The sequence below is a fragment of the Rhizobium sp. WW22 genome, from assembly GCF_047041135.1.
Taxonomy (GTDB): Bacteria; Pseudomonadota; Alphaproteobacteria; order Rhizobiales; family Rhizobiaceae; genus Rhizobium.
In genome coordinates this window covers 1,834,577-1,851,947 of the sequence record NZ_CP178198.1, presented here as the reverse complement: position 1 = coordinate 1,851,947, position 17,371 = coordinate 1,834,577, and the positions used below count along the sequence as shown (strand labels likewise).

The 17,371-nt window shown below is 59.3% G+C and carries 15 protein-coding genes and 1 other RNA gene; 14 read left to right on the top strand and 2 right to left on the bottom strand.

Annotation, left to right across the window (positions count from 1 at the left end):
* Positions 1-66 precede the first annotated feature (66 nt).
* Positions 67-702 (bottom strand): LysE family translocator, encoded by a 636-nt coding sequence (locus ACK83U_RS09185; RefSeq protein WP_112605204.1) that lies wholly within the window; start codon positions 700-702, stop codon positions 67-69.
* A gap of 118 nt (positions 703-820) precedes the next feature.
* Positions 821-2,032: a pyrophosphate--fructose-6-phosphate 1-phosphotransferase gene (locus ACK83U_RS09180; protein ID WP_112334470.1), complete on the bottom strand. Its 1,212-nt coding sequence runs from the start codon at positions 2,030-2,032 to the stop codon at positions 821-823.
* 273 nt (positions 2,033-2,305) lie between these two features.
* On the opposite strand from ACK83U_RS09180, the gene ACK83U_RS09175 reads away from it, so the two are divergent.
* The 14 genes from ACK83U_RS09175 to ftsW all read left to right on the top strand — a co-directional run bounded on the left by ACK83U_RS09175 (position 2,306) and on the right by ftsW (position 17,220).
* Positions 2,306-3,016, top strand: coding sequence for a J domain-containing protein (locus ACK83U_RS09175; RefSeq protein WP_112605207.1), 711 nt, complete (start codon positions 2,306-2,308; stop codon positions 3,014-3,016).
* Positions 3,013-3,774 (top strand): N-acetylmuramoyl-L-alanine amidase, encoded by a 762-nt coding sequence (locus ACK83U_RS09170; RefSeq protein ID WP_112605210.1) that lies wholly within the window; start codon positions 3,013-3,015, stop codon positions 3,772-3,774. Before ACK83U_RS09175 ends, ACK83U_RS09170 begins: the two co-directional genes overlap by 4 nt.
* A 267-nt stretch (positions 3,775-4,041) precedes the next feature.
* Positions 4,042-4,599, top strand: coding sequence for a lytic transglycosylase domain-containing protein (locus ACK83U_RS09165; protein WP_112419954.1), 558 nt, complete (start codon positions 4,042-4,044; stop codon positions 4,597-4,599).
* A gap of 77 nt (positions 4,600-4,676) precedes the next feature.
* Complete coding sequence (locus ACK83U_RS09160) at positions 4,677-5,870, top strand: NAD(P)/FAD-dependent oxidoreductase (protein WP_112605213.1); 1,194 nt, start codon at positions 4,677-4,679, stop codon at positions 5,868-5,870.
* A 67-nt stretch (positions 5,871-5,937) separates the two neighbouring features.
* Positions 5,938-6,337: RNase P RNA component class A (gene rnpB, locus ACK83U_RS09155), an RNA gene on the top strand.
* 429 nt (positions 6,338-6,766) lie between these two features.
* Positions 6,767-7,207 (top strand): division/cell wall cluster transcriptional repressor MraZ, encoded by a 441-nt coding sequence (gene mraZ / locus ACK83U_RS09150; protein WP_112334477.1) that lies wholly within the window; start codon positions 6,767-6,769, stop codon positions 7,205-7,207.
* A 14-nt stretch (positions 7,208-7,221) separates the two neighbouring features.
* Complete coding sequence (rsmH, locus tag ACK83U_RS09145) at positions 7,222-8,247, top strand: 16S rRNA (cytosine(1402)-N(4))-methyltransferase RsmH (protein WP_112605216.1); 1,026 nt, start codon at positions 7,222-7,224, stop codon at positions 8,245-8,247.
* 1 nt (position 8,248) lies between these two features.
* Complete coding sequence (locus ACK83U_RS09140; protein WP_112605219.1) at positions 8,249-8,770, top strand: hypothetical protein; 522 nt, start codon at positions 8,249-8,251, stop codon at positions 8,768-8,770.
* Complete coding sequence (locus ACK83U_RS09135) at positions 8,770-10,524, top strand: peptidoglycan D,D-transpeptidase FtsI family protein (protein WP_112605222.1); 1,755 nt, start codon at positions 8,770-8,772, stop codon at positions 10,522-10,524. Before ACK83U_RS09140 ends, ACK83U_RS09135 begins: the two co-directional genes overlap by 1 nt.
* A gap of 66 nt (positions 10,525-10,590) precedes the next feature.
* The gene (locus ACK83U_RS09130; RefSeq protein ID WP_112605224.1) at positions 10,591-12,054 is read left to right on the top strand and encodes a UDP-N-acetylmuramoyl-L-alanyl-D-glutamate--2,6-diaminopimelate ligase; all 1,464 of its coding nucleotides are present in this window, start codon (positions 10,591-10,593) and stop codon (positions 12,052-12,054) included.
* Entirely contained in the window at positions 12,051-13,511 is a 1,461-nt protein-coding gene (locus ACK83U_RS09125) for a UDP-N-acetylmuramoylalanyl-D-glutamyl-2,6-diaminopimelate--D-alanyl-D-alanine ligase (RefSeq protein WP_112605227.1), read from the top strand. The genes ACK83U_RS09130 and ACK83U_RS09125 overlap by 4 nt, the downstream gene beginning before the upstream one ends.
* A gap of 11 nt (positions 13,512-13,522) precedes the next feature.
* Positions 13,523-14,644: a phospho-N-acetylmuramoyl-pentapeptide-transferase gene (mraY, locus tag ACK83U_RS09120; RefSeq protein ID WP_112334486.1), complete on the top strand. Its 1,122-nt coding sequence runs from the start codon at positions 13,523-13,525 to the stop codon at positions 14,642-14,644.
* Between the two features lie 7 nt (positions 14,645-14,651).
* Positions 14,652-16,064 (top strand): UDP-N-acetylmuramoyl-L-alanine--D-glutamate ligase, encoded by a 1,413-nt coding sequence (gene murD, locus ACK83U_RS09115; RefSeq protein WP_112605230.1) that lies wholly within the window; start codon positions 14,652-14,654, stop codon positions 16,062-16,064.
* Between the two features lies 1 nt (position 16,065).
* Complete coding sequence (gene ftsW, locus ACK83U_RS09110) at positions 16,066-17,220, top strand: putative lipid II flippase FtsW (protein WP_112605233.1); 1,155 nt, start codon at positions 16,066-16,068, stop codon at positions 17,218-17,220.
* Positions 17,221-17,371 lie beyond the last annotated feature (151 nt).

Genomic DNA, 17,371 nt, shown 5'->3' with positions numbered 1-17,371 from the left:
ACAGGATCGATAAAATTATGAATCCCCATTAACCTATCCGTGATCGCCTCGCAACCCTGCACCGCCTCAGGCGGCCATCCGGCGGTATCCGGCGGTCACTGCACCGGCTGCAATCAACAAGGTTCCCCCCGTTCTGTTAACGACGCGCTGCACGCTTGCCTTGCGGATGAAGCTGCGTGCCATATCGGCGACGAAGACGTAAATAAGCGAGTTAAGTGCCGCTAAAGTGAGGAAAGTTGCCTCTAGAATAAGCGTTTGCTGAAGAAATGGCTTCGACATGTCGAGAAATTGCGGAACGAACGCAACGAAGAAGACGATGCTCTTCGGGTTGAGTGCGGTTACAACGTATGAGTGTAAGAGAATTTTTAACGGTTTTTCCTCTGGGAGATTGTCGTTATCGCCCATCGGTCCCGTCACAATGGGGGCTCTCCAGAGCTTAATTCCGAGGAAAACGAGATAGGCTGCGCCGATCAGTTTCAGAATTGTGAATAGTGTCGCTGATGTGGCAAGGAGGGCGCCGAGACCGGCGAGCGAAGCGGTCATTGCCGTGAAATCGCCAAGCGTGACGCCAGTCACCGTTGCCAGCGCCGTCTTGCGGCCGTGGCCTAGTGCATAGGATATGACGAGGAGAATGGTCGGGCCTGGTATGGCCAGCATAATGCAGGATGCGGCGGCGAAAGCGAGCCAGGTTTCGATGGACATGGAATCCTCCCTAATTCCTATTTCGCCGCCAGCAAAGACATCGGATTAGCGATCCGTCAACCGTTTGATTGACAATCGGGCCGCCTGATTATCAATCAGTCCGTTGATCACAGATCTATCAGGCCTGTGTGTATTTCTGGCCGATATGGTCCATGACCTCGGCGAACCAAGGAGTGGAGGTATCGAAGGCCTTGCCGCCCTTGATGCGCGGAAACTCGATGACGCGTAGCTTGCCGCCCTGACCTTCATCATGGCCGGTGACGCCTGATACTTTGTTGAGCGCACTTTCCACGGCGAGATCGACCATACCCTGGATCAGGCGAAGGTCCTCGGCGTTTGCCGGCGCGGAGCGTGCAAAATAGCCCGACTTCTGCACCATCGAGCGTTCGGCGCCGATGATGGCTGCGAATTGCTTCTGGAACCAGCCGCCGACATTGATGGTGTCGATCTTTACGTGACCGAATGCATCGCGCTTGACGGTTTCGCCGGCTGCTTCGCGCTCGGCGACGATCGCGTCGAGGCCCGCGCCTTCCGAAACGAACAACGTCACCTGGCCGGTCTTTTCCATGTTAGTGCGCAGGCGTTCGCCTTCAGCCTCGATGTCGAAGACCATTTCCGGCAGATAGAGGCCGTCGATGCGCTTCAAATCGGCATTCATCATGAAGCCTTCGACATATTCGTTGGCGCTGGTCTTCTGAATGTAGGCGCGCGCGGTTGCAGCGGTCAGCCAGCCACAGTGGCGGCCCATCACTTCATGGATGACGAGGGTCTTTGGGGCCGCGGTCTGTTCGTTGCTGACATTGTCGAAGAAGTCAGCACCGACTTCGGCAGCCGTCCAGGCGCCGAGAGACTGGCGGATCGGCACGACGTCGTTGTCTACCGTTTTCGGCAGGCCGACTACCGTCAGGTCGTAGCCATTGGCGCCAAGATAGGCGGCGAGATCGGCGGCCGTCGTATTGGTGTCGTCGCCGCCGATCGTGTGAAGAATGGTCACGCCGTCGGACGCCAGCCGCTCGGCTGCGACGCGCAGCGGGTTTTCGCCTTCCTTGACCAGGCCGCGCTTGACGCAATCGGCGATATTGGTGAGCTTGACGCGGCTGTTGCCGATCGGCGAGCCGCCGTATCGATGCAGCAGGTAGGCCTTTTCGCGCATGGCCGGCGTCACTTCGATGCTGTCTCCCAGCAGAACTCCCTGGTAGCCGGAACGATAAGCGATTATGCCGAGGTCAGGTGCCACATCGCTATAGCGCTGAATCAGCCCGCCAACGGCAGACGAAAGGCAGGGCGCCAGTCCGCCTGCAGTGAGCATTGCGACTTTCTGTTTGGCCATGGAGATCCTCCTTGCAGTCATGCTGCGTCATTTCAGTGGTTGCGGTGGGAATGGATGCGACAGGCGGACATGGGTGTAAAGTAAAGAATTTAAGAAATCCGCGGTTTGTTTCGCCCCCGAAGGCCGGACAGGGCGCTTGGCTGGTTGCTCGCAATGCCGCATCATTACCAAATTGTGAAAAGTGTTTTCGCCCTTGCGACGAATGGACTGCTTGCAATGGCAACTATTATTTGATCAAGGTGTTCTACTGTTTAAGTGGATATCGAGACCGGCATGTCGTTCTGGGAAAAATTGCTGAATGCTATCGGTAGCACTGCCGGCAATGCCCTGTCGGCGGTCGTCGAGGCCATTCGCACTGTCTTTGAAGGCGATCCGGAAACGCGCCGCAAGGTGGCGTTTTCCGTTGCTATAATCGCCCTGTCCGCCAAGATGGCGAAGGCAGACGGCGTGGTCACGGAAAACGAGGTCAACGCATTCCGCGAGATCTTCGAATTTCCGCCCGATCAAGCGAAAAATGTGGCTCGTCTCTATAATCTGGCGCGCCAGGATGTGGCCGGTTACGAAGCCTATGCGGAGCGGCTGTCCTCCCTTTGCGAAACCTGCACGGAGAATTGCCCGGTGCTGGAAGATGTGCTCGATGGTCTCTTCCATATCGCCAAGGCGGATGGCCTGATTCATGAGAAGGAAATGGCCTTCCTTCAGCATGTCGCCGAAATCTTCCATATGAGCGAGGGGCGGTTCGAGCAGATCATGGCGCGCCATGTCAATATTGGCGGCCGCGATCCCTACAAGGTGCTTGGCGTCTCCCGTCAGGACGATTTTCCGACGATTCGCCGCCGCTACCATGGCCTCGTCTATGAGAACCATCCGGATCGCCTCATGTCGCGTGGGGTGCCGGAAGAGTTCCATGCCATCGCGAACGAACGCATGGCAGCTCTGAATGCGGCTTATGCCGAGATCGAGAAAGAACGCCGCGCAGCATGAGTGCATTCAAGGCCGATTTCGCTCGCGCCCATGTGCAGCCTTCGCCGAATCATGGCGATAGGCGGGATGGGCGTCGGCCTGACATCATCCTTTTGCATTATACCGGCATGGGGACCGCCGAAGGAGCTTTGGACTGGCTCTGTCGTCCGGAGAGCCAGGTGTCGAGCCACTATTTCGTCTTCGAGGACGGGCGGATCATGCAGCTTGTCCCGGAAGAGCGCCGCGCCTGGCATGCGGGCAAGAGCTCGTGGCATGGCGAAACCGACATCAATTCGTCGTCAATCGGCATCGAAATCGCCAATGCCGGCCATCCCGGCGGACTGCCGGAATTTCCTGACGCGCAGATCGAGGCGGTGATCGAACTGTGTCGCGATTGCGGCCAACGCTGGGCAATCGCGCCTGAACGGGTGCTTGGACACTCCGATGTTGCCCCTGTGCGCAAGGTCGATCCGGGTGAGAAATTCCCCTGGGCGCGGCTGGCTGTGGCCGGTGTCGGGCACTGGGTTGAGCCGGCTTCGATCACCGGCGGACGGTTCTTCCAGAAGGGTGATGTGGGACAGCCGATCGAAGCCTTGCAATCAATGCTTTCGCTCTATGGCTACAGCACTGAAATAAATGGCGAATTCTCGGAAAAGCTGAAGGGCGACGTCGAAGCCTTCCAGCGCCATTTCCGGCAGGAGCGCGTGGACGGCATCGCCGACTTTTCGACGATCGATACGCTTCACCGCCTACTGGCCGCGTTGCCCGGCTATTCGTGAATTCGTTCCATCCTGTCATGGGTGTTTATAGCCGGCTATAGATGCAAAAACGCGTAACACCCTGCTACGCCATAGCTTTTCCCTATTATTTCCGCATTGCATTGGTCTAACGGCGCTCGCTGAACGGCGGTCGCGCCGTCTGGGTTTGTGTGTCGCGCGGCCGTAGACGACAAATGGGGACTGTGCATTCCGGCGGCTCTTTTTGCCTCCAGCCGGACGTGATGGCTTTGGCTATCCGCGGTCCCACCCCTGGAGACAAAAGACTACATGAAAAATTTGATTGTTGCGGCTGTGGCATGCATGGGCGTGCTGCTGGTGGGATACGATTGCGCCTCTGCGGGCGAGCGCCACGCAAAGCAGAAAACTGTTCCTCTCAAGATCGTCAGCCGCACTACCGGCTTTCCGGTTCCCAATGTTCCCGTCGAATTGCGCGATGCAGAGACCTCCTTCGCACGGCAAAATCGCTACTCCGTATTGATTGCCAAATATGCCAAGCAGAACGGCGTCGCAGTCGAACTCGCGACCGCCGTCATCCGGATCGAAAGCAATTTCAATCCGAAAACTCGTGGAAGCGCAGGCGAAATCGGCCTTATGCAGATCAAGCCGGCGACCGCCAAGCTGATGGGCTATACGGGTCGCGCCCAGGGGCTCTACGATCCTGAAACGAACATCAAGTTCGGCATGAAATATCTCGCCATGGCGCAGGATCTTGGCGGCGGACCGACCTGCAACACCATCCTCAAATACAATGCCGGCCATGGCGCCACGCGCATGAACCCGATCTCGAAGCGCTATTGCGGCAAGGTGCTTGCACTTCTGGACTGACATCCAAGCCAGGATTCGGGTAGGGCGGAATCGCTTTCCGTGCTATCGAAACCGCGACTATCGGTGAGGGTTACGGTATGGCAGCGGATTTCAGGTTCATCGTCGTCGGTCGAGGCATGATGGGGGCAGCGGCTGCCCGTCACCTGGCCAGGCAAACCGACGGCATCGCCGTCATCGGGCCGGATGAACCTGAAGATCGCGCCAATCACCAGGGTGTTTTCGGCAGTCATTATGACGAGGGCCGTATTACCCGCACGATCGATCCGGATACGGATTGGGCTCGTCTAGCAAACCGTTCGATCGGCCGTTATGCGGATATCGAACGAGATAGCGGCATTCAATTCTACGCCCCGGTCGGCTGCCTTGTTGTCGGGCCGAAGCGGGGTGATGAAATAGCTTATGTCGGTGATGTCGTAGAAGCGGCCAGGCGGCTCGGCGTGCAAACCGATATCCTCGATGATGCCGAACTCAAGGTGAAGTTTCCCTTTTTCTCCTTCGCATCGGGAAGCGAAGGGGTTTTCGAACCGCATGGGGCCGGCCACATCAGCCCGCGCCGGCTCGTCAAGGCACAATCCCTGCTGGCGGAAAAGGCCGGCGCGCGGGTCATCAAGCAGACGGCGCTATCGATCCGCGACGAGGGCGGCCTAGCTGTCGTGACGACCGCCGAGGGAGAGACATTCAGCGCCGAAAAGATATTGCTCGCCGCCGGCGGTTTCTCCATTGCCGAGAATCTCTTGCCGCGACCTGTTGAGATGAAAGTTTATGGCCGCACGGTCACCTTCTTCGAAGTGAGCGAGACGGAAGCCGAAGCCCTTTCCGGCATGCCGTCGCTGATATCCAAGGCAGCCGATGATGTGGACAGCATCTATATGCTGCCGCCGATCCGCTATCCGGACGGCAAATATTACATGAAGATCGGTGGCGATCCCGATGATCTGCAATTCACGACCGAGACGGAGCTGCGTGCCTGGTTCCGCACGGCCGGTCGCGACAAGGCGTGCGAGCATCTGGTGCGCATATTCCACGGGCTAGTCCCAGGCGTCAGACGGCCGCCGGCTTTCATCAATTCCTGTGCCGTTTCCTATTCGCCATCGGGTTACCCGATGATCGGCTACACCTCTTCGCCACGCGTGGCGGTTCTGACGGGCGGCTGTGGCATGGCCGCCAAGAGCTCCGATGAAATAGGCCGGCTCGGGGCGGAACTGCTGCTTGCAGGTCGAATCAAGGATGAAGGCTACGGCACGGATTTCTCAGCGTATTTCCGCAATTGACATCCGCTCTTCACAAGCCAGCATATTTCGGTGGCAATTGCCGGCGGTCTCGGTTAATGAGCCTGTGCCAGTTGGCTGGGCAGCCGCGCTTCATCAATGCCGAAAGGCGATGGGGTGAGGAAAGTCCGGGCTCCACGGAAACACGGTGCCGGATAACGTCCGGCGGGGGCAACCTCAGGGAAAGTGCCACAGAAAGCAAACCGCCCGATTTTCGGATCGGGTAAGGGTGAAAGGGTGGGGTAAGAGCCCACCGCGTCTCTGGCAACAGCGACGGCACGGAAAACCCCACCGGGAGCAAAACCGAATAGGGATGACACGGAGCGCGCGAGCGCTCCAGCCTGTTTCCGGGCAGGTCATCCGGGTGGGTTGCATGAGGCGTCGCGCAAGCGCCGTCCCAGATGAATGGCTGCCACGTTCCGGCCTTGGCCGGAGCCATACAGAACCCGGCTTACAGGCCAACTGGCAAATCATCGCGTCACTTCGAGCGGCGCGTCCAACGCTTCCGCCAACTAATTTTCGAAGCTGCTGAATACCTTGAATTTCAGGGCTTCCGGGCCCGACGGGTGAAGGTTTTAACCTGTGAAAACAATCCGTTTCGGGATGTATCCTGAAGCTGATCCTAACCTTTCGTTAAACTTAACGTCTTATGAATATTCAGGCTGTGGCCACGTCTGACGTGGCTTCATCCCATTGACGCCCATATGGTCCCATGGTATCCCAAAAGAACACTGCACAGGGGCAAATCAGAGCCCAATCATCGCAAAGCCATGATCGCTCCCGTTCTGGGGGTGTCGAAGGGGTGTCGGCTCTTTCGGCTTGCGAAGCCGTGTCCGATTTTGGCTGTGCCTGTAGGCGAGTAGCGGCTTGCGGGTCGTGGGGAACGGGTGTTTCGCGTCATGAACCGCTTCCTGTCGAATGCGACCAACCGGATCGATGCCAAGGGGCGGGTTTCCGTTCCTGCGGCGTTTCGTTCCGTGCTGGCCGAGCGCAATATCCAGGAGCTGTACTGCTTTCAGGATTTTGTGTTTCCGGCAATCAGTATCGGCGGTCTCGATCTGCTCGATCGCTTCGAGCGGCAGATTGCGGCGGACGATCCGTTTTCGCCGGCGGCGAACCAGATGTCGCTCCTCATTCACGGGGGCGGGGTCTTCATGAAGCTCGATGCGGAAGGGCGGTTGATGGTCACGGATTTCATTCGCGACTTCACCGGAATCGCAAGCGAAGTGACCTTTGTCGGTCGGGCGGATCATTTTCAACTGTGGCGACCGGAGGCCTTCCTAGCCTTGCAGTCGCAGGCACGAGAGGAGCGCAGGCTGGCGGGCAGGCGCTCGGAATAGAGCGGGGAAACGGAATGGCGGCGAATTCAGGCGGAGGTTCTTCTGATGCCGGTGGCGGACCGGTTCGCCACATTCCGGTTCTTCTTTCCGAGGTGTTGGAGGCGCTGGCTCCGGCGCCCGGCAAGATCATCCTCGATGGAACGTTCGGGGCTGGCGGCTATACCTCCGCCATTCTTAAGGCCGGCGCCGATGTAATCGCGCTTGATCGCGATCCGACGGCAATTGCGGCGGGGCAGGCGCTCGTTTCCGCCCATGCTGGTCATCTCAAACTCATTCAGTCGCAGTTTTCTCAGCTGGCCGTGCATGCTCCCGAAGGTGGCCTTGATGGCGTCGTGCTCGATATTGGCGTCTCCTCCATGCAGATCGACGAGGCGGAGCGTGGGTTCTCCTTCAACAAAAACGGTCCGCTTGACATGCGCATGTCGGCAAGCGGCGTATCAGCTGCCGATGTCGTCAACCGTGCAAAGCTTGCCGATCTCATTCGCATTTTTGTGTTTCTAGGCGAGGAAAAGCAGGCGCCGCGTATCGCGCATGCGATCGAGAAACGGCGTGCGGAAGCCCCTTTCGTGACCACCCGCGATCTGGCAGGTCTGATCGAGGTCGTCACGCCGCGAAAGGCGAAGGACAAGATCCATCCTGCGACGCGGGTTTTTCAAGCTCTGCGCATTTTCGTCAACGACGAGCTCGGCGAGCTGGCTCAGGCATTGTTTGCGGCCGAGCGCGCCCTCAAGCCGGGTGGGCGCCTTGTCGTCGTGACCTTCCATTCGCTGGAAGACCGGATCGTCAAGAAGTTCTTCGCCGATCGCTCGGGCCGTGCTGTTGGGTCGCGTCATATGCCTATCGTAACCGAGCGGCCCGCCACCTTCGAGCCGGTCGGCAAGTCGATGATTTCTGCGAGCGATGCCGAGGCGGAAGCCAATCCGCGTGCTCGTTCGGCCAAGTTGCGTGCGGGGGGTCGCACCTTGGCTCCGGCGGAGGCGGCAGATCTTTCGATCTTCGATCTGCCCAGTCTCGCCAGTCTTGGAAAGCTTGGGGGCTAAAATGCTGAAGACCTTTGACATTGTGCTGATCGGCGTCATGACGGCAATGGCCAGTGTGACCTATACGATCAAGCATCGTGCCGAGCTGAAGCTGGAAGAGGTTCATCGCCTCGAATCGGAAATCAAGCTTGAGAGGGATACGATCGATCTCCTCAAGGCAGACTGGGCGCTGGTTTCGCAGCCGAACCGGCTGGAACGCCTGGTCAATAATTACAATAGCGAACTTCAGCTGCAGCCGACGCTCTCGACGGCGATCGTTCAGCCGAGTGAATTGCCGATGTTACGCTCGCAGCTTCCGCCGCCAACGGTAACGGCCTCCAATGATCCAAAGAGCGGCAAGGCAGGCGGTGCCAAGAGCGGTGCGTCGGTGGCCCCGAGCAATGGCGATACGACGGATGCGCAGATCAGGAAGGCCATCGCCGATGTTGCTGCCGCTCCGGCGCCGCGACCGAAGCCGCCCGCTCTTGCCAAGCGCAAGAAGCCGGATGTCGACAATATGGCAACGGGATCAGTGAGGGATTAATGTCTTTTCTTTCGCGTATCATGGTCCTGAAGAGCAAGGCCCATTTCTCCACTGACGGCAACAATCGCCCCAACGATGGATTTTCCCGTTCGACATTCGAGGGTGCGCGCAAGCGCAAGTCCAACCAGGCAAAAAGCCGTGTCGTACTGCTGGTGGGGAGTTTCATCGCAATCTACTGCGTGATTGGTGGTCGTATTGCGCAATTTGCCATGACCAAACCAGATATTACGTCAAGCATTCTGCCGCCGGATCGGCTGATGGCCTCGCGTCCTGATATCGTCGACCGCAATGGCGCCCTGCTGGCAACCGACATCCGTACGGTCTCGCTGTTTGCCGAGCCGAACAAGATCATCGACGCGGACGAAGCTGTCGAGGAATTGCGCAAGGTTCTACCGGATCTCGATACCAAATCCACCTACAAGAAGCTTTCGGCGAAGTCCTCGCACTTTGCCTGGCTGCGTCGGCAGCTGACGCCGAAGCAGCAGAACCAGATTTTGGCACTGGGCATTCCCGGCATCGGCTTCCGTCCCGAGAAACGCCGCTTCTATCCGGGCGGGACGACCGCCCCCCACATTCTCGGCTACGTGAATATCGACAATCGCGGCGTTGCCGGAATGGAAAAATATATCGACGACCAGGGGCTCGCCGACCTCGCTGCCGCGGGCATGACCAACGATCAGCCGCTGCAGCCGGTGAAGCTTTCGATCGATCTGCGCGTGCAGGGCATCGTTCGTGATGCGGTGGTCAATGCTGTCAAGAATTTCCAGGCCAAGGGCGCGGGTGCCGCAGTTCTCGATGTCCACACTGGCGAGGTTCTCGCCATGGCCTCGGCTCCGGATTTCGATCCGAACTATCCGAATGAGGGCGCCACGGAAGGTTGGCTCAATCGCATGACGAACGGCACGTTCGAAATGGGATCGACTTTCAAGACCTTCACCATGGCGATGGCACTGGATGATGGCAAGGTGACGTTGCGTAACGCCTTCGATGCCACCAACCCCATCCGTATTGGTGGCTTTACCATCAAGGATTTCCACGGCCAGCGGCGCGTTTTGACCGTTCCCGAAATTTTCCAGTACTCTTCGAATATCGGCACGGCCAAGATTGCCGATCTAGTCGGTATCGAAGGCCATAAGGAATTTCTCACCCGTATCGGCCTGCTCACGAAGATGCAGACCGAATTGCCCGAGGTGAAAATGCCGTCGCAGCCACGCGTCTGGAAGAAGATCAATTCTATTACGATCTCCTTCGGTCACGGTGTCTCGACGACGCCGCTGCAGACAGCTGTCGCGGGAGCGGCACTCGTCAATGGCGGCAAGCTGATCGAGCCGACCTTCCTGCCGCGCACGCGCGACCAGGCCGACGCTATTGCCAAGATGGTCGTCAAGAAGAGCACCAGCGATGACGTGCGCTTCCTGCTTGAGTTCAACGGCACGAGGGGCTCGGGTCGCAATGCCCGCGTTCCTGGCTACAATGTCGGCAGCAAGACCGGCACGGCCGATAAGGTGGTCAACGGCCGGTATTCCAATACTCTGAACTTCAATACCTTCATGGCCGTGTTTCCGATCGACAATCCGCAATACATCGTCATGACCTTCATCGACGAGCCAAAGAGCGGCGAGCGCGGTGGCGGGACGATTTCGGCCTTCACGGCCTTGCCGATCGCCCGTGATATCGTCGCCCGTGCGGCGCCGATTCTCGGGGTGCAACCCAATTTTGGAAAAGATGACTCGGCCTTGCTGGCGTCTTATTAAGCGTGAAAGAATACACACGTCGATTCGCGAGGGGCGGACTGATCGAGAAGGCGAAAAGTACATTCGATGAACTTGCGGGATATTGCCGGAAATGAGTTTCCGGAACTCAACACACATATTGGCGGAGCGCTTGGCGATCTTGAGATAAGCGGGATCTCCGCCGATAGCCGTAAGGTGGCGCCAGGCATGGCTTTTGTTGCCGTCGCCGGCACGAAGGCGGATGGAGCAAGTTTCATTGCCGATGCAGTTTCGCGCGGTGCATCAGTTATAGTTGCTGATCATGCGGCCGATGCCGGTAATGTGCCATTGCTGCAGGTTGGCGAGCCGCGCCGGTTTCTCGCTGTCGCCGCTTCCCGCTTCTACGGGCGTCAGCCCGAAACGATGGTGGCGGTGACGGGAACTGCGGGCAAGACCTCCGTTGCTTCTTTCACGCGCCAGATCTGGGCCTATGCCGGCCATCCGGCCGCCATGATAGGCACCACAGGCGTCGTTTCTCCGTTCCGCAATGAATATGGCGCGTTGACGACACCCGATCCGGTGTCGCTGCACAAGCTTCTTGCCGAATTGGCGGACGAGGGCGTTACCCATGCGGCCATGGAAGCATCCAGCCATGGCCTCGATCAGTTCCGGCTCGATGGCGTGAAGCTCGCGGCCGCCGCGTTCACCAATCTCGGCCGTGATCACATGGATTATCATCCGACGGTCGAGGACTACATGGCCGCCAAGATGCGGCTGTTCCGCGACTTGCTACCGAAGGGTTCGCCAGCCGTTATCTTTGCCGATGATGCCTGGTCTGCGTCGGCGATTGCCGCCGCACAGGCGGCCGGGCATGATGTCCGTACTGTCGGGCGCAAGGGCGATTTTTTGACCTTGAAGCGCGTCGAGCACTTTCGCCACAAGCAGATCGCCGAGGTGCATGTCGGCGACGATATCTTTGAAGTTCATATCCCGCTCGCAGGCGACTTCCAGATTGCGAATGCGCTGGTTGCCGCCGGTCTCGCCATCTCGACGGGCGTTACCGCAGCGGTCGCGATGGCGGCCCTCGAAAAGCTTGTCGGCGCATCGGGCCGCTTGGAATTGGTTGGTCATACGCATGACGGGGCGCTTGCCTATGTCGACTATGCCCATAAGCCGGATGCGCTTGAAAACGTCCTGAATTCGGTGCGGCCGTTCACGACGGGACGCGTCATCGTCGTCTTTGGCTGCGGCGGCGATCGCGATCGCGGCAAGCGTCCGATCATGGGCGAGATCGCATGCCGTCTTGCCGATGTCGTCGTTGTCACCGACGACAATCCGCGCTCGGAAGATCCGGCAACGATCCGCGCGGAAATCATGGCGGCTGCCGCCTGTGCGACCGAGATCGGTGATCGCGCCGAAGCGATCCGCAAGGCTGTCGGCCTGCTGAAATCCGGCGACACGCTGATCGTCGCCGGTAAGGGGCATGAGGAAGGTCAGACGATCGGCAGCGTCACGCTGCCGTTCTCCGACCATGCCGAGTTGCGCAAAGCATTGGAGGATTTGAAGTCTTGAGCTGGTTATGGACAACTGAGGATCTGATCGCTGCAATCTCCGGCCGCTCTTTCGGAGCGTTGCCGGAGGGCATTACGGGCATTTCCATAGACAGTCGCTCCATCCAGCCTGGGGAAGCCTTTTTCGCCATCAAGGGCGATCGCGTCGATGGTCATGACTATGCCAATATCGCTATGGCGAACGGCGCAGCCTTCATCGTCATCAGCGAGGCGCGCCTGCCTGCTATGGGCAGTCTGACTGTACCGAAGGTTGTCGTAGACGATGTATTGGCGGCGCTTGCGCGGCTCGGTGTTGCCGCCCGCAAGCGCACGCAGGCGAAGATCATCGCCGTCACGGGTTCGGTCGGCAAGACGACAACCAAGGAGATGCTGCGGCGCGCGCTGACCCCGTCAGGCAAGGTGCATGCCTCCGTTGCTTCCTTCAACAATCATTGGGGCGTCCCGCTGACGCTGGCGCGTATGCCCGAGGACACCGATTTCGGCGTTTTCGAGATCGGTATGAACCATCCCGAAGAGATCAGGCCGCTCGTCAAGATGGTGCAGCCGCATGTGGCGATCATCACCACGATCGCGCCGGCTCATCTCGGCAACTTCAATAGTATCAGTGAGATCGCCGCCGCCAAGGCGGAAATTTTCGACGGTGTCGTGCCTGGCGGGCATGCCATTCTCAATCACGACAACGACCAGTTCGAAATGCTGGAGAAGGCTGCCATGGCAGCCGGTATCGAGCATATCCATAGCTTCGGCCAGCATGCGAAGGCGGATGTCCGTCTGGCCGAGTTCAATGCTTCTGAAGAGAATTCAACGCTTTGGCTGACGATCGGTGGCGAGACCATGGAGGTGGCGCTTGGCGCACCTGGGCGCCATATCGCGGAAAATGCACTCGCCGTACTTGGCGCCGTTATGCTCGTGGATGCCGATCTCGACCAGGCGGTCGATGCGCTAGCGGACCTGCAGCCGGAAAAGGGCAGGGGACAACGCCACAAGCGCGCGATCGGCAACGGCTATTTCACGCTGATCGACGAAAGCTATAACGCCAATCCCGCTTCCATGCGCGCGGCCATCGCGCTGCTGGCGACGACCTCTCCGCATGCGGGAGCCGGCGGCCGGCCGGGTAGGCGGGTCGCCATGCTCGGCGACATGTTGGAAATGGGGGATTATGCCCAGCGCGTTCATGCCAACCTTGCGGGGCCGCTGCTTGCGGCCGGTATCGAGCATGTCTGGCTGGCAGGTCCGGAGATGGCGGCTTTGAGGGATGAGCTGCCGGAAAGTGTTCATGTCGAATATCACGAGACGACTGAGGAGCTCTCGGAATTCGCGCTCAATTCTGTCGCCCCCGGCGATGTCTTGATGGTGAAATCGTCGCTGGGAATGGGATTCGGAAAGATCATCGCGGGCTTGCTTGACAAATTTCCCGCATTTTCCGACACGGGCCCCCACACCCATCAGGGGCTTTAGAAAGGGCTCTTATGCTGATCTGGCTTGCCGAACTGTCGGACCATATTCATTTTTTCAGTACCCACTTCAGATTCCTCAATCTGTTCAGATACATCACGTTTCGTACCGGCGGTGCCCTGTTCACGTCAGCGTTGATCGTTTTTCTCTTCGGGCCGCGAATCATTTCCTCGCTGCGGGTGCGTCAGGGCAAGGGGCAACCGATCCGCGCCGACGGTCCGCAGACGCATTTCAAGAAGGCCGGCACTCCGACGATGGGCGGGCTGATGATTTTGGCCGGCATCGTCGTCTCGTCGCTGCTTTGGGCTGATCTTGCCAACGTTTATGTCGTTGCCACCCTGCTCGTGACGCTCGGTTTCGGCGCGATCGGCTTCTATGACGACTATCTCAAGGTGACCAAGCAGAGCGACAAGGGCTTTTCCGGCCGCGCGCGCCTCGGTATCGAATTCGTCATCGCGGCGATTGCTGTGTATTTTATGATGACGACGGCGCTGTCCTCCGGTCCGGCCGGCTCTACCTTCGGCTCGTCGGTCGCCTTCCCCTTCTTCAAGAGCCTGTTGCTCAATCTTGGCATGTTCTTCGTGTTTTTCGGTGCCTTCGTCATCGTTGCCGCCGGGAATGCCGTCAATCTGACCGATGGTCTCGACGGGCTTGCTATCGTGCCTGTCATGATCGCAGCCGCGTCCTTCGGCGTCATCTCCTATCTCGCCGGCAACTTCGTCTTTGCCGATTACCTGGCGATCAATTTCGTGCCCGGAACGGGTGAGTTGGCCGTAGTCCTTGGTGCCGTCATCGGCGCCGGCCTCGGTTTCCTCTGGTTCAATGCGCCGCCGGCGGCCATCTTCATGGGCGATACTGGCTCGCTGGCACTCGGCGGCATGATCGGCTCGGTCGCCGTCGCCACCAAGCACGAGATCGTCATGGCGATCATCGGCGGTCTCTTCGTGCTCGAGGCGCTTTCCGTCATCATCCAGGTCGGTTTCTTCAAGATGACGAAGCGCCGCGTCTTCCTGATGGCGCCCATCCACCATCACTTCGAGAAGAAGGGCTGGACGGAAAGCCAGGTCGTCGTGCGTTTCTGGATCGTCGCCGTCATCCTGGCGATGATCGGCCTCTCCACCCTGAAGCTGCGGTGAGGCGTCGATGATTCCTATCTCCACGCTGAACGGAAAGAAGGTCGCTCTCTTCGGCCTCGGCGGCTCCGGCTTTGCCACGGCGCGCGCTCTCGTTGCAGGCGGCGCCGATGTCACGGCCTCGGACGATAATCCGGACAGCGTGGCGAAGGCGGTTGCCGAAGGGATAGCGGTCGCCGATCTGAGAACGATTGACTGGAACGGCCTGTCGGTCTTCGTTTTGTCGCCCGGCGTGCCGCTGACGCATCCAAAGCCACACTGGACCGTCGATCTCGCTCATGCAGCCGGCGTCGAGATCATAGGCGACGTGGAGCTTTTCGTCAGAGAGCGGCGGGCGCATGCGCCGGATTGCCCTTTCATCGCCATCACCGGGACGAATGGCAAATCGACGACGACTGCGCTGATCGCTCATATCCTGCAATCAAGCGGCCGCGACACACAGCTCGGCGGCAATATCGGTACGGCGGTGCTGACGCTCGATCCGCCCAAGGCCGGACGTTTCTACGTTGTTGAATGCTCCTCCTACCAGATCGATCTGGCGCCGACGCTCAATCCTTCGGCGGGCATTCTCTTGAACCTGACACCCGATCATCTCGATCGGCATGGCACGATGCAGCATTATGCCGACATCAAAGAGCGGCTTGTCGCGGGCAGCGACGTCGCCGTCGTCGGTGTCGATGACAGCCATTCCTCCCTGATCGCCGACCGCATCGAGCGCGCCGGCGGCAAGGTCACACGAATTTCGCGCCGGCACGCATTGGCGGATGGCCTCTATGCTGAAGGTAGCCGCGTCCTGCGGGCATCGAATGGTGCGGCAAACGAGATCGCCGATCTCGACGGTATTCAAACGCTGCGCGGCGGCCATAATGCACAGAATGCGGCGGCTGCAATTGCCGCTTGCCTCTCTGTCGGCGTTTCCGCGGAGGAAATTCGTGCTGGTCTGAAATCCTTCCCAGGACTCAAGCATCGCATGCAACCCGTTGGAAAGCGCGGGCGCGTCGTCTTCGTCAACGATTCCAAGGCGACCAATGCGGATGCGGCCGCGCCTGCGCTTTCGAGCTATGAGAATATCTACTGGATCGCCGGCGGCCTGCCGAAGGAGGGTGGCATCACCAGTCTGGCGCCGCTCTTCCCGCGTATCGCCAAGGCCTATCTGATCGGTGAAGCGGCACCCGCCTTTGCGGCGACGCTCGGCGATCAGGTGCCTTATGAAATTTCCGGCACACTGGAACGCGCCGTGGCACATGCTGCCGCGGACGCTGACAGGGATGAACGTGAGTCTGCGGCGGTGATGCTGTCACCGGCCTGCGCAAGCTTCGATCAGTATAAGAATTTCGAGGTCAGGGGCGACGCCTTCGTCAGCCATGTCGCTGCTATCGATGGCGTCACCATGCTGATCGGTTCAGCAACTGGAGGCAAATGATATGGTAAGCCGCGTTGAACGTGGGGCCTTGGCCGAATGGTTCTGGACCATCGACCGCGTGTTTCTCGCCCTTTTCATCCTCTTGATCGGCATCGGCTTCATGCTGTCCTTCGCGGCTTCGCCGGCGGTGGCGGAGCGCATCGGGCTTGAGCCGTTCCACTTCGTCAAGCGCCACGCCTTGTTTCTCGTCCCGGCGATCGCGGCGATGATCGGCATTTCCTTCATGACGCCCAGACAGGTGCGACGAACAGCAGTCATTCTGCTGATCGTGTCACTGGCGATGATGCTTTTTGCGCTCTTCTTCGGCATCGAGGTCAAGGGCTCGCGGCGCTGGGTCAATATCGCCGCCTTGTCGATCCAGCCTTCGGAATTCATGAAGCCGGCTTTCGTCGTCGTATGCGCCTGGCTGTTTTCCGAACATGCGCGCCAGCCGGAGATTCCCGGCAATCTCTTCGCCATCATTCTTTTCGGCATCGTCGTCGCCTTGCTCGTCGCCCAGCCCGACCTTGGCCAGACCATCCTGACGACCGCTGTCTGGGGCGGCATGTTCTTCATGGCCGGCATGCCTTGGCTGTGGATCATCGTGCTCGGCGGTCTTGGCGCGGGCGGTTTCGTCACCGCTTATTATGTGTTCGATCACGTCGCGCAGCGCGTGAACAAGTTCCTGACCGGCGAGGGCGATACGTTTCAGGTTGACACCGCCAAGGAAGCGATCGTTCATGGCACCTGGTTAGGCGTCGGCCCGGGCGAGGGCACCGTCAAGCGCATCATTCCGGACGCCCATACCGACTTCATCTTTTCGGTCGCGGCTGAAGAGTTCGGCGCCATCTTCTGCATGGTGCTCGTGCTGATCTTCGCCTTCCTCGTGCTGCGCGGCCTGTCGCATGCCTACAAGGAGAAGAACGATTTCAACCGTTTTGCCGTCGCCGGTCTGGTACTGCAGATCGGCATCCAGTCGATCATCAACATCGGCGTGAACCTGCAGCTTCTGCCGGCCAAGGGCATGACGCTGCCGCTGATTTCTTACGGCGGTTCGTCGATGACCGCGATCTGCGTGACGGCGGGCTTCATTCTGGCGCTGACGCGTCATAGGCCGGAAAAGCGTGCGCAGGATCGGACAATGTTCCGCGTAACGCACGGTTTGCCGGCGGAGTGAGCGTCTTGGGACTACCGGCCATCTGCTCCTCATATCTCCTGCCTGCCGCTCATTCTCCGGTCGCTTTTCCCGAAGCACCGGTCTATGAGGGGGGCTTGGCCCGCGCCGATGACGCGGTCGGTGCGGCTTCCTATATTAGGGAGATGCCCCG